Origin of the sequence: Micromonospora sp. WMMD956 (assembly GCF_029626125.1) — a bacterium.
Taxonomy (GTDB): Bacteria; Actinomycetota; Actinomycetes; order Mycobacteriales; family Micromonosporaceae; genus Micromonospora; species Micromonospora carbonacea.
In genome coordinates, this window is the sequence record NZ_JARUBI010000005.1 from 4,594,223 (window position 1) to 4,607,204 (window position 12,982).

At 72.7% G+C, this 12,982-nt stretch carries 8 protein-coding genes; 4 read left to right on the forward strand and 4 right to left on the reverse strand.

Annotated elements, in window-relative coordinates; translation table 11 throughout:
* Window positions 1-14 precede the first annotated feature (14 nt).
* Entirely contained in the window at window positions 15-236 is a 222-nt protein-coding gene (locus O7628_RS20845; protein ID WP_096761598.1) for a DUF2631 domain-containing protein, read from the reverse strand.
* A 266-nt stretch (window positions 237-502) separates the two neighbouring features.
* Between O7628_RS20845 and O7628_RS20850 the strand changes: the two genes are divergently transcribed.
* Together O7628_RS20850 and O7628_RS20855 are read left to right on the forward strand one after the other, a co-directional pair.
* Window positions 503-2,065: a Rieske 2Fe-2S domain-containing protein gene (locus O7628_RS20850; protein WP_278132936.1), complete on the forward strand. Its 1,563-nt coding sequence runs from the start codon at window positions 503-505 to the stop codon at window positions 2,063-2,065.
* 170 nt (window positions 2,066-2,235) lie between these two features.
* Window positions 2,236-2,874, forward strand: a complete 639-nt coding sequence (locus O7628_RS20855; RefSeq protein ID WP_278136369.1) for a TMEM175 family protein — start codon at window positions 2,236-2,238, stop codon at window positions 2,872-2,874.
* A gap of 87 nt (window positions 2,875-2,961) precedes the next feature.
* On the opposite strand, the gene O7628_RS20860 is transcribed toward O7628_RS20855, so the two are convergent.
* Window positions 2,962-4,587: an NAD(P)/FAD-dependent oxidoreductase gene (locus O7628_RS20860; protein ID WP_278132938.1), complete on the reverse strand. Its 1,626-nt coding sequence runs from the start codon at window positions 4,585-4,587 to the stop codon at window positions 2,962-2,964.
* A gap of 11 nt (window positions 4,588-4,598) precedes the next feature.
* The gene (locus O7628_RS20865) at window positions 4,599-5,357 is read right to left on the reverse strand and encodes a TetR/AcrR family transcriptional regulator (protein ID WP_278132940.1); all 759 of its coding nucleotides are present in this window, start codon (window positions 5,355-5,357) and stop codon (window positions 4,599-4,601) included.
* A gap of 109 nt (window positions 5,358-5,466) precedes the next feature.
* Between O7628_RS20865 and O7628_RS20870 the strand changes: the two genes are divergently transcribed.
* Window positions 5,467-7,707 carry an MMPL family transporter gene (locus tag O7628_RS20870; protein ID WP_278132942.1) on the forward strand — a complete coding sequence of 747 codons (2,241 nt, stop codon included), beginning with the start codon at window positions 5,467-5,469 and terminating at the stop codon, window positions 7,705-7,707.
* Between the two features lie 66 nt (window positions 7,708-7,773).
* Window positions 7,774-8,958, forward strand: coding sequence for an alkaline phosphatase PhoX (locus tag O7628_RS20875; protein ID WP_278132944.1), 1,185 nt, complete (start codon window positions 7,774-7,776; stop codon window positions 8,956-8,958).
* Between the two features lie 391 nt (window positions 8,959-9,349).
* Here the strand turns inward: O7628_RS20875 and O7628_RS20880 are convergent, their stop codons facing one another.
* Entirely contained in the window at window positions 9,350-12,535 is a 3,186-nt protein-coding gene (locus O7628_RS20880; protein ID WP_278132946.1) for a DNRLRE domain-containing protein, read from the reverse strand.
* Window positions 12,536-12,982 lie beyond the last annotated feature (447 nt).

A 12,982-nucleotide genomic window follows, 5' to 3' on the forward strand; every position in this document is an offset into this window, starting at 1 on the left:
CGGTCCGGCCGGGGTCAGGACCGCAGGCCGTTGCGGCGCAGCACCGTGTCGCCCACGACGATGGCCAGCAGCAGCACGGCCAGGCCCACCAGCCAGATGTCCTCGACCCTGCCCTCGTGGTTGCCGCACAGCATGGCCAACAGCGCCAGCGCGGAGACCACCGCGCCGATCCGCCCGGCCTTGCGGTGCCCGGGCTTGTGCTGATCTGGCGACGTCACCGGCTCGCTTCCTGCCACTGTCGGTCCTTCCCTCGCGATCGGATCTCCGGTTAGTCTGGCACGCCCCGCGGCTGACCTCGTGCGGTGGGGGTTTCCCGCCGGCCCGGCACACACCGGCCCGCAGCCGCCGCCGGTGCCCCGTGCCGGCCACCCGCGCCGAGTGGACCGGCCGGAGGCCGGAGGACCCGGGCCGGACGGCACTACCGGCGTCGCGGGCCGGCGGCCAGACTGCCTCCGGTAGCGTCGGGACGTACACCTTGATTGTCTTTTTGAGGGGGACTGCGGTGCGAGTGACCGGTACGGGACACGCCAGCATGCGGATCGACACGGCCGCGGGCAGCATCCTGTGCGACCCGTGGGTCAATCCCGCCTACTTCGCCTCGTGGTTCCCGTTCCCCGACAACTCCCAGCTCGACTGGGAGACCCTCGGCGACGTCGACTACCTGTACGTGTCGCACCTGCACCGGGACCACTTCGACGCCGCGCACCTGCGCGACTTCGTGTCCAAGGACGCCACCGTCCTGCTGCCCGAGTTCCCCACCTCCGAGATGGAGGACGAGCTGCGGGCGCTGGGCTTCACGAAGTTCCTGCGGGCCCCGAACGAGCAGGTCGTGGAGCTCGACGGCGGCCTGCGGATCATGATCCAGGCGCTCACCAGCCCGACCGACGGCCCGATCGGCGACTCCTCGCTGTGGGTGGAGCACGAGGGGGTGCGGCTGCTCAACCAGAATGACGCCCGCCCGACCGACCTGAGCGTCTTCGCCGAGTTGGGGCACGTGCACGCGCACCTGCTCCAGTTCTCCGGGGCGATCTGGTATCCGATGGTCTACGAGCTGCCGCAGTCGGCGAAGACCGCGTTCGGCAAGCAGAAGCGGGAGCGGCAGTTCGACCGCACCTGGCGCTACATCGCCGACCTGAAGGCCGACCACGTCTTCCCGATCGCCGGCCCGCCGTGCTTCCTCGACGACGACCTGTGGCAGTTCAACGACATCCACGGCGACGAGGGCAACATCTTCCCCGACCAGTCGGTCTTCCTCGCCGAGTACGCGAAGGTCGGCGGCACCAACGGCATCGTGCTGCTGCCGGGCAGCGTCGCCGAGGTGACCACCTCGGGGGCGACCACCACCCACCCGCAGCCGGTCGAGGAGTTCTTCGCGGACAAGACGGCCCACCTGGAGGAGATGCGGGAGCGCAAGCGCGGCGTCATCGAGGCGGAGAAGGCGTCCTGGCGGCACCCCGAGGTCGACGTGCTGGCCGGGATGAAGCTCCGCATCGAGCCGCTGCTGGAGGAGTCGATCTACCTGGCCAAGGGCGTCGGCGGCCCGGTCCGCTTCGACCTGGTCGACTACGACGGCGAGTCCGTCGAGTCGATCGTGGTGGACTTCCCCGGCAAGGAGGTCCGGCCGTACGCCGACGAGAAGGTGCGCTACCGGTTCCGCACCGAGCGGGCCCTCGTGGAGCACCTGCTGCACATCGGCGAGGTCGACTGGGTCAACTCGCTCTTCCTGTCCTGCCGGTTCTCGGCGGCCCGGATCGGCCAGTACAACGAGTTCGTGTACGCCTTCTTCAAGTGCCTGTCCACGGAGCGCCTCCAGTACGCCGAGGGCTGGTACGACGAGCACGAGCGCACCAGCGACGCCGAGGACATCACCCTCGGCGACTGGGTGGTGCAGCGCCGCTGCCCGCACCTGAAGGCGGACCTCACCCGGTTCGGCATCGTCGAGGGCGACCAGCTCACCTGCCAGCTGCACGGCTGGAAGTTCGACCTGCCCAGCGGGCGCTGCCTGACCAGTGTCGGGCACAAGGTCCGGGCGCACCGCGCGGACGCGTCCGCCCCGACGTCCTGACCCTACCTTCCGCCCCGTTCATCCCCGTTGTGCCGTTCCTTCCCGTTCCGCCCCGCCCGCAGGTGACCATGGAGTCGTGACGGGCGGGGCGGAGTCGTGACCGGCGGGTCGACGCCGTGACGGGCGGGGCGGACGAGGGGGCCGGCTACCGGTACGGCCGGCGTAGCGAGATGGCCCGCGACGCCTCCCGGGTGGAGGCGTTCAGCGACGCCGTGATCGCCATCGTGCTGACCCTGATGGCGGTCGAGCTGCTCCAGTTCGCCCCGCAGAACCCCACCGGGACGGACCTGGCGGGCGCGCTGTTCCACGAGTGGCCGTCGTACCTGGCGTACGTGATCACCTTCGCGATCGTCGGCCAGGTGTGGCTCACCCACCACAACATGTGGCGGTACGTGGTCCGCATCGACCAGCTGCTGCTGGTGCTGAACCTGCTCCTGCTGCTCTTCGTCGCGGCCATCCCGTTCGCCGCGAACCTGCTGTCGGACAACCTGCGCGGCCCGGTCGGCGACCAGCGGCTCACCGCCGCCCTCTACGCGGGCACGGTGCTCGGCGAGGCGCTGTTCTTCAACCTGAGCTGGTGGTGGGCGCGGCGGCGCCACCTGCTCCACCCGGACCTGGACCCCCGGCTGGCCCGGGCGGTGGCCCGCCGGTTCCTGCTCGGGCCGCTGCTCTACGTGGTCGCCTTCGCGGTGGTCTTCGTCGACCCGGTGCTCAGCCTGGTCGCCTACCTCCTGCTCGTGGGCCTCTACCTGATCCGTGGCCCCGGCGACCTGCCCCCGTCGAAGGAGATCGCTCCAGCCGAGGGCTGAGCGCCCCGCCCGACGGGGTGAGCGCCCCGCCCGACGGGGTGAGAAGGGGACCCCTCTCTACCGTAGGCGTTAACAAGGGGCCCCTCCTTACCCCCAATCGGCGAGGATGCGGCGGGCCGCGTTGTGACCGGCCGCCCCGATGACGCTGCCCGCCGGGTGGCAGCCGGCGCTGCCGGCGTACACGCCGTCGACGCCGGTGGCGTACGGCATCCGGTCGGTGAAGCTGACCGTGTTGTCGACGTGGTGGATGTGCCCGCCGGTGATGCCGAAGTGCGCCTCGATGCCGGGCGGGGGCAGCGGCACGGCGTCGGCGATCAGGTCCCCGGTGCCGGGCGCGTACCGCTCGCAGATGCCGATCAGCAGGTCGACGTAGCCGGGCAGGGCAGCGTCCCAGGTGCCGTCGGCGAGGGCGTAGGGCACCGACTGCACGAACAGCGCCGACGAGTGGTGGCCCTCGGCGTCGGACAGCGACGGGTCGACGGTGGTGTGCAGGTACCACTCGATGGTGGGCTCGGCGGGCAGCCGCCCGGCCTGCACGTCGGCCCACATCGCGCGCAGCGCCGCCATCGGCGGCTCGCCCCCGCCGCCGACCAGCGACGCCGACCCGGGCAGCAGGTGGATGGTGGAGCCGAACGGGCTGGGCGCGTCGTCGGGCAGGCAGGAGAAGCGGGGCAGCCCGGTCAGCGCCAGGTTGACCTTGAGGGTGGTGCCGGGCCGGCGGACGGCCGCCATCCGCGCGCCCAGCTCCGCCGGGAGCGCGCCGTCGGGCAGCAGGTCCATCAGCCGGTACGGGTCGCACGCCCCGAGCACCACCCGCGCGGCCACGTGCCGGCCGTCGGCGAGGGTCACGCCGCTGGCCGCGCCGCCGTCGAGGGTGATCGCGGTGACCGGGGCGTCGGTCAGGATGGTGGCCCCGGCGGCGCGGGCCGCGGCGGCGAAGGTGCGCGAGACGGTGCCCATGCCGCCCTCGGCGATCATCCAGGTGCCGTCGGAGCCGGGCAGCCGGCACATGTTGTGGACGAGGAAGTTGTGGCCGGTCCCGGGGTCGTCGGGGCCGGCGTTGAGCCCGGAGAGGCCGTCGGTGACCGCGTACATGCTGACCAGCAGCTCGGAGCGGAAGTCGAAGCGGGCCAGGTAGTCGGCCACGGAGCCGCGCACGAGGTCGACGAAGACCTGCCGCAGGGCGGGCCGGACGTGCCGCTGCGCGATCTCCTCGACCGGCAGCGGCTCGGCCAGCCAGGCGGGGGCGAGGTCGTCGCGGAGCTGGGCCAGCTCGGCCTGCATGGCGTCGTCGGCGGCCACGTCGGCGGGGGAGAAGAACTCCGTGAGCTGCCGCCGGGTGGCGGCCGTGTCGCTGCCCATCAGCAGGTACGGCGACCCGGGGCCGCCCGGGGTGGGCAGGAAGTAGTGCGGGTCGCGGCGCAGCACGGGGATGCGCACGTCGAGCGTGGCGAGCAGCTCCGGCGGCATCAGGCCGAGCAGGTAGGACCCGGTGGAGTGGCGCAGCCCGGGGACCTTCGGGAACGGGTTCTCGGTGCGGGTGGCCCCGCCGATCACCCCGGCGGCCTCCAGCACCAGCACGTCGAGGCCGGCGCGGGCCAGCAGGATCGCCGAGACCAGCCCGTTGTGCCCGGAGCCGACGACCACCACGTCGGCGCGGGCCGGCAGTTCACTCGCCTTGCTCGTCGCGGTCGTGCCGCTGCGCTCGCTCATGCTCGGGCAGCCTAGTGCCGCGCGGACCCGGCCGGGGGGCCGTCGCCGTTCCCGGTCGGCGGGCCGGCGCCGGGCGTCCCGCGCAGCGGGGCGAACAGCGCGGCGAGTTCGGTCTCGAACAGCGCCTCGGGGGAGTCCACGGCCCAGGCGAGGTGGCCGAAGACCTCCATGGCGACGAGCCCGTAGAGTCGGGTCCAGGCGGACAGGAACGCGTACGCGACCTCGATCGGCAGGTCGTCGTGCTTGGTGGTGAGCGGGGCGAGGTGGCAGCCGAGCTGCTGGCGCAGCGCGTCGGCCGGTGGCCCGGGCAGCGCTCCGTCCCGGGTCAGCGCGAGGAACGGGGCGAGGAAGACCGCCCCGAGCCGCGCGCCGGGGTGCTCGGCGTCGGCGCAGGCGTCGGTGAACGTGGCGACCCCCGGGACGGGGTTGCCGAAGATCAGGGTGAACTCGGCGGGGTGCGCGACGGCCCAGCGGCGCATCGCCCGGCACATGGCCGTGAGCTGGTCGACCGGGTCGTCGCCGGCCGTGTCCCGGGCCGCCTCGCTGATGGCGCGCAGCTCGTCGTAGAGGTCGCCGGTCAGCGCGCCGACCAGGCCCTCCAGGTTGGGGAAGTAGCGGTAGATGGCGGGCGCGGTCATCCCCATGTCGCGGGCGATGGCGCGCAGGGAGACCGCCTCGACCCCGCCGGTCACCAACAGCCGGCGCGCCCCGTTCTTGATCTCGCAGAGGGTGGCCGCGCGTAGCCGTTCCCGCCGAGTCGGTGCGGACATGCGTGAACCCCCTTGACTGGAGCGAACGACGTAGTAATAGTAAACGGCGTTCACTTCGGAGAGCCATGGTTACTGACCACGACCTTAACGGTCGGTGAGGGGGATTGCGATGTTCGACTGGTGGGGGCGGGCGGTGGTGCGGGCCCGCTGGGCCGTGCTGGCCGCCGCCGTGGCGCTCATGGCGCTCGGCGCGACCTGGGGGACCGGCGTCTTCGGCCAGCTCAGCGGCGGCGGGTTCGCCGACCCGGCCAGCGAGTCCAGCCGCACGGCCGAGCGGATCACCGCCGAACTGGGCCGGCAGGGCGCCGACGTGATCGTGCTCTGGTCCAGCGACACCGCCACCGTCGACCAGCCGGCGTTCCGCGACCCGGTCGCCGGCACCGTCGCGGCGCTGCGCCAGCGTCCCGAGGTCACCAGCGTGACCACCTTCTACGACGCCCCGGCGCCCCACCTGGTCTCCACCGACCGCCGGTCCACCTACGCCCTGGTCCAGCTCGACGGCGTCGACGAGGACGCCCGCGCCGAGGCGTTCGACGCGGTGCGGCCCGCGTTCGACGCCCCCGGCCTGCGCACCGAGCTCGGCGGCGCGGTGGCCTTCCAGCGGTACGCCACCGAGCAGACCAGCGAGGACATCACCCGCGCCGAGCTGTTCTCCATGCCGGTGCTGCTGGTCCTGCTCGTGCTGATCTTCGGCGGGCTGGTCGCCGCCACCACCCCGCTGCTCGTCGGCGGGCTCGCCATCCTCGGCGCGCTGGTCGCCGTCCGCCTGCTCAGCATGGTCACCGACGTGTCGGTCTTCGCGATCAACGTGATCACCCTGATCGGCCTCGGCATGGCCGTCGACTACGCCCTGTTCGTGGTCAGCCGGTTCCGCGAGGAGCTCGCCGCCGGGCGCGACACCGCCGAGGCGGTACGCCGCACCATGGCCACCGCCGGCCGCACCGTGCTGGTCTCCGGGCTCACCGTCGCCCTCGCCATGGCCAGCCTGCTGGTCTTCCCGCAGCCGTTCCTGCGCTCGATGGGCCTCGGCGGGATGGCCGCCGTGCTGGTCGCCATGCTCGCGGCGCTCACCGTGCTGCCGGCCCTGCTCGCGGTGCTCGGCCGCCGGGTCGACGCGGTGCGCGTACCGCTGCCGTGGCGGCGCGGGGCGCACCGCGCCGGCCCGGCGCAGGCCGACACCGGCGGCGCCTGGGCCCGGATCGCGCGCAGCGTGATGCGCCGCCCGGTGCCCTACCTGGTCGGGGTGGCCCTGATCCTGGGGCTGCTGGCCACCCCGTTCCTGCGCGCCGGGTTCGGCGGGGTCGACGAGCGGGTGCTGCCGGCCGACGCCGGGCCCCGGGTGGTCTCCGAGCGGATCGCCGCACAGTTCCCCGGCGGCACCATCGCCCCCATCGACGTGCTGGTCACCGGCGTGCCGGCCGACGCGGTCGGGCCGTTTGCCGACCGGATCGCGGCGGTGCCCGGGGTCACCGGCGTGCGGGTCGCCGCGACCGACGGGTCCTCCACGCTGCTCGCCGTCGCCTACCCCGGCGAGCCGACCGGCGACGCCGCCCGGGACCTCGTCGGCGACCTGCGCGCCCTGCCCGCCCCGGACGGCGCGCGGGTGCTCGTCGGCGGCCGGCCCGGCGTCGACCGGGACCTGCTGGACAGCCTCGGCGACCGGCTGCCCTGGATGGCCCTGCTGATGGCCGGCGCGACCCTGCTGCTGCTCTTCCTCGCGTTCGGCTCGGTGGTGCTGCCGGTCAAGGCGGTGCTGATGAACCTGCTCTCCATCGGCGCGTCGTTCGGCGTGGTGGTCTGGATCTTCCAGGACGGCCACCTGTCCGGCCTGCTCGGCTTCACCCCGACCGGGTTCATCGAGCCGAGCAACGTGATCCTCATGCTCGCCGTGCTGTTCGGCCTGGCCACCGACTACGAGGTGTTCCTGCTCTCCCGGGTCCGCGAGGAGTGGGACCGCACCGGCGACAACACCGCGTCGGTGGCCGCCGGCCTGCAACGCACCGGCCGGATCATCACCGCCGCCGCCCTGCTGCTGGTCATCGTGGTCGCCGGCTTCGCCACCGGCGCGATGGCGTACATCAAGCTGATCGGGATCGGCATGATCGTGGCGATCGTGGTCGACGCGACTCTGGTGCGGGCGCTGCTCGTGCCGGCCACCATGCGCCTGCTCGGCCGCTGGAACTGGTGGGCCCCCGGCCCGCTCGGCACGGTCTACCGCCGCTTCGGCATCCGCGAGTCGGACGACCCGGCCGGACCCGTGGCCGGCGGCGCGGCGGAACAGGCCGCGCCGGACGCGGCCGAGCCGGAGCCCGCCGGGCCGGAGAGCCGTCACCCCGCGTTCATCGGGTAGTCACTGGTGTCGATGCCCCGCCGGCTCTACCGTCGGTGGGGCATCGACCCTACCGGGAGGTAACCGATGGACCGTCGTACCGTCCTGCGCGCCACCGTCGCCGGCGGGGCCGCCGCCTTCTGCGGCAGCCTCTGGGCCTCCGCCGCCCGCTCCGCGCCGGCCCTCGCCGCCGGGCCGGCCCAGCCCGGCCCCGGCCCGTACGGGGACCTGCTCGCCGCCGACGCCAACGGCATCCAACTGCCCGCCGGCTTCACCAGCCGGGTGGTCGCCCGCTCCGGGCAGCGGGTCGCCGGCACCTCCTACCTGTGGCACTGGGCCCCCGACGGCGGCGCGTGCTTCCCCGCCCCCGACGGCTGGATCTACGTCTCCAACTCCGAGATCCCCCTCGCCGGCGGCACGTCGGCCGTGCGGTTCCGCGCCGACGGCAGCATCGCCTCGGCGTACCGGATCCTCGGCGGGACCAACCTCAACTGCGCCGGCGGGGCGACCCCGTGGGGCACCTGGCTCTCCTGCGAGGAGGCCCCGCTCGGCCGGGTCATGGAAACCTGGCCCGACGGCAGCCGCGCCGCCGAGGAACGCACCCGGATGGGCCGGTTCACCCACGAGGCCGCCGCCTGCGACCCCGACCGGCGCGTCGTCTACCTCACCGAGGACGAGGAGGACGGCTGCTTCTACCGGTTCGTCCCCGACACCTGGGGCGACCTGCGCACCGGCCGGCTCCAGGTGCTCTGCGCGCCGACCGGTCAGGTCACCGGCCCGGTGACCTGGGCCGACGTGCCCGACCGCGACGGCTTTCCCGTCCCCACCCGCCGCCAGGTCGGCGCGGCGCAGCACTTCGACGGCGGCGAGGGCTGCTGGTACGACCGGGGCACCTGCTGGTTCACCACCAAGGGCGACAACCGGGTCTGGGCGTACGACGCCGCCGGCCAGCGCCTCGACCTGGCGTACGACGACTCGCTGGTGCCCGCCGGGGCGGCCCCGCTCACCGGCGTCGACAACATCACCGGCACCCGCTCCGGTGACCTGTACGTCGCCGAGGACGGCGGCAACATGGAGATCAACATGATCACCCCGGCCGGCGTGGTCACCCCGTTCCTGCGCCTGCTCGGCCAGTCGGGCTCGGAGCTGACCGGCCCGGCCTTCTCCCCGGACGGCAGCCGCCTCTACTTCTCCTCGCAGCGGGGCGTCAGCGGGGCGGTCACCGGCTCCGACGGCATCACGTACGAGATCACCGGCCCCTTCCGCCGCTAACCCGGCCCCCGCCAGCGATTGCCCTCCGAGCGGCTGCGCCGCCGGATGTCCGGACGCTGTCGAGGTGGCCCGTCCCGCCCGCTAGGGAGCTGAGTCACATACGACATCACCCACCCACCCACCCACCCACCCTGCCCCCACCCTGCCCCCCGATGGCCACCCCAGCACCCCCGGTGATCAAGAGGAATGCGTCAAGAATGATCTCGACGCTGACACGTTCCTCTTGATCACCGGGCCGGACGGGACGCCGCGGCGGGCGGGACCGGCGGGATCGGTGCGGAGGGTGCGGAGGGTGGGGCGGCGTGATGGCGTAAGTGACTCAGCTCCCTAGCGGCTGTCTACAGCATTGGCGGGTTCTGCTTGCGGGGCCTGCTGGCTGTCGTGAGCTGGATCAGCCGAAGGACTTCATCGTGCTCCAGTCCGAGCCCAGCACGACCTTCACCGGGGAACCGGCGCTCGTCGCGGAGGGGTGGTAGACCCGGATCTGACCGTCGGCGCCATACCGCACCCAGAGGTCGGGCACCTGGTCGCCGCTGACGTCCGGGATCGCGATCACCGCGCTCATCGCCGTCTCCGTCCAGCCGGTGCCATAGGAGACGTCGCCGTCACGCGAGTTGGCGGCTTGCTTGAGCGAGTGCAGGTCGACGCTGCCCGCTGCCGGGCCGGGCAGGCCGTGGCGGACGTACATGTTGCCGTTGTCCAGGTTGCGCCAGAGCAGGTCGGGGGTGCCGTCGACGTCGATGTCCGCCACGTTGACGATGTCCCGGCGGGCCCAGGCGGACCCCTCCATCAGGGTCGCCTCCTGGAAGCTCGCCCCGGTGTAGCCACCGAGCATCCAGAACGCCGTCCCGGCCCGCACCACCAGGTCCGGCCGTTGATCGCCGGTGACGTCACCGACGGCCTTGAGCTGGGTCCAGGTGCCCGGATCCGGCACGCCGGGCGGCAGCAGGACCCGCAGCCGGCGGTTGACGTCGAAACTGCCGTACCCGTCGCCGGGGTAGAGCCAGAACCGGCCGTCGGGGGTGCGGGCGAACAGGTCGGTGACGCCGTCGCCCGGGTAGGCGTCGTCGTACTTGGCGATCAGGGCCGCCTTGGCGGCACCCGCGTCCCACCAGTGTCCCGGCGGGTTCAGTTCGTTGCCGGTGGTGTAGGAGGCGGCGAGCCACGAGTACAACTCGCCGCCCTCGTCACCCGCGTAGGTACGCAGGTTGCCCGTAGCGTCGACGAGGAGCAGGTCGGGCAGGTCGTCGCCGGTGACGTCGCCGGGCTTGTCGGCAGTCTCGCTGGGCGGCACGTAGAAGGTGTAGTCGGTGCGGACGCTGCGGTTTCCGACCGCGTCGAGGGCGTACACGTGCAGGGTGTTCGGGCCGGCGTGCCGGGGAGCCAGACCGGCCACGGTGGCCTTGCCCCCGACGGCCGGGATCGTGAGGGGGTTGATGCTCTCGAACGAGTAGGTGAACTGGGCGGCACCGGCCGCGCTGAACTCGACCGGCCCGGTCTGCCCGAACTTCACGGTGGACCAGGTGGCGCCGTCCGGGGTCGCCTCTAGCCACACGTCACTGGCGACGTCGGGTGCCGGCGGCGCGGACGCGTCGATGGTGAAGCGGCACGGCTCGGTGCCCGGCGGATAGTACGAGGACGACGCGTTCGAGTGGTCCTCGGCGCGGACGTCCCAGGAGTAGGTGACCCCGTCCTCCAGGTCGCTGGGGAGGATCGTCCGGCTGGCCCTGCCGTCACTGGAGTGGGTGACGAGGGTGCCGGCGGGCACCGTGGTGCCGGTCCGCCAGAAGCGGAAGCGCAGCCCCTTGAGGTTGCCGTCCGGGTCGATGGCCTTCGCCGACAGGGAGATCGTGGTCCGGGCGATGATGGCGCCGCCGCCGGGGCCGGGCACGCAGGCGCCGCCGGGCGAGGTCCGGCCGTCCGTCGGCTCGCCCGGGGGACGGTTGTGGACGACCTCCAGCTCGGCCGTGTTGGCCTTGAACTTGCGCCAGGTCAGCGTGTCGGACTCGCTGGTGGCGCGCATGCCGAGGGTGATGCTTCCCCAGCCCTTGGTGGCGGCCTCCTGGGCCGCGCCCAGCACGTCGAACCGGACGTACTCGTCGTCGCAGCTACTGCCGTAGCCGTGGGCGAAGGACCGCTTCTGCTGCAGGGACTCCCAGGCCGGTTGCTTCTGCCAGGTGCTGCTGGAGGAGATAGTGCCGGTGAGCCAGAGCTGCATCTCCCGGGCCGTGCAGGACCAGGAGTGGTTGTTCAGCACCCGGAAGCCGGCCTCGCTGACCACCGTTCCCTGGATCTTGCTGTCGAAGCCCATCCGCCAGAAGGAACGCGTCGTCAGCGGGGTGTCCTCGTCGTAGCCGACCCGGGCGTCCGAGGTGCCGCTGTTGAAGTTGGTGCTGTGGTAGGTGTTGGTGTTCGGGCTCTGCTTGTAGACGGTGGCCCAGGACTGCAGTCCCGTCTTGAGGGTCGGGTCGAGGAAGAGCGGGAAGAGCGCCTCGGGGTCGGTGAGCAGGCCGGTGGCGGCGGCGTCCAGGTGCAACCGGGCCTCGCCGGTGTCCTCACCGTCGAGTCGGGTGGGCATCGGGCCCTGCCGGGAACCGGGCTCGGCGCCGCTGAGGCCGGAGAGTTGCAGCACGTGGGCGCTGGTGTCCACCGCCGTGCGCAGCGGCGTCTCGGGCGAGGTGGGTTCCCGGCCGGCGGAGTCCCAGGCGAACGGGCTGGGGATGGAGCCGATCTCCGCACCGCTGACGGGGTCGAGGATCTGCACCCCGTTGGTGGGCTGCTGGTGGCGGAAGACGGCCGTCGCGGACCGCAGTCCGTAGGTCAGGGTGTCGACGGCGTCGAGGGTGGCGGCGTTGCGGTTCTTGACGATCAGCAGTTGCCCGAACCCGCCCTCTTCGCGGGCGACGACGAGCAGGTCGACACCGGGCAACACCTCGGGGTAGAGCGCGCGGGGCCCGTCCAGCACCGGTTCCGGCAGGAGGCCGGGCCACAGGTACGTGATCGTGTGGCCGTCGATCTGCACCTCGGCGAGGGCGGTCTCGGCGGGGCTCTCGGGCTGGGCGGCCGGGGCGAGCCGCAGCGAGTTCGTGGTGGTGCCGCTCGACTGCCCGCCCTGCTTCGCCGCGGAAGGGCTGCCGGCGGAGAAGCGGACCGGCGCCGGCGCGTTGGCCGGCGTGACATCCAGCCCGGTGGGGGTGTCGCCGGCGCGGGTGAGGGTGGTGTCGATCGGGGCCCACTGCCCGGAGGCGGTCTTCGCGCGTTGGGGCAGGGCGCGGAAGGTGGTGCGGAGCTTGCCGTCCGGGCGCGCCCAGGTGAGCGAGGTGGCGGTGGTCGCGGTGTCGACGGGCACCTCCTGACCGGTGCGCCGGGCCTCGGCCATCGCGGCCGCGTAGTCCCGGCCGACGGTGTCCACGGGCGCGGCCTCGGTGGCCCGCTGCGGTCGGGAGGGCCGGCTGTCGTCGGCGCGTAGCCAGTACGGCAGCCCGGCCACGAGGAGCGCGACCAGCAGGAAGCCCAGGGTGCAGAGCTGCCGGGTACGCGTACGCAGGAAAGGGCTGAGCAGGCGAGGCACGGTCACGGCGGTCTACTCCCGTGGGGGCCGGGCGGACAGGGCGGCGGCAACGACGAGCGATCCCGTCCGGCGGAGGGCCACGGGGCAGCAAGCGCGGGCACACGATCGCACAACCCGTCGCCGGCTCGTCACACTTTCTTCCGTTATCAATTCGTGATCTTGTACGCGCTGTCGTCGGAGTTCGCGACCGAGAGTTGACCTATGCGGCTTTCATCAGCCGGGCTTGACGGGCATCTGCGAATAGATCCGTCAAAGGTGACTTCATTGGCCCGGCGGCTCTCGTGGGGAAATGGGCGGTGGCCAGGATCACTGTCGTGCCGCTCCGATTACGTCCGGTCACCTTGAGTAAGAGCGCTGATTGATCCACAGTGCTCGGGCGTGCCACGCCCGGCGCGTGCCGTGCCGTCGCGGTCGTACCGCGATCTCTTCCGTCTTCGCGCCTGGGTGGGAGCC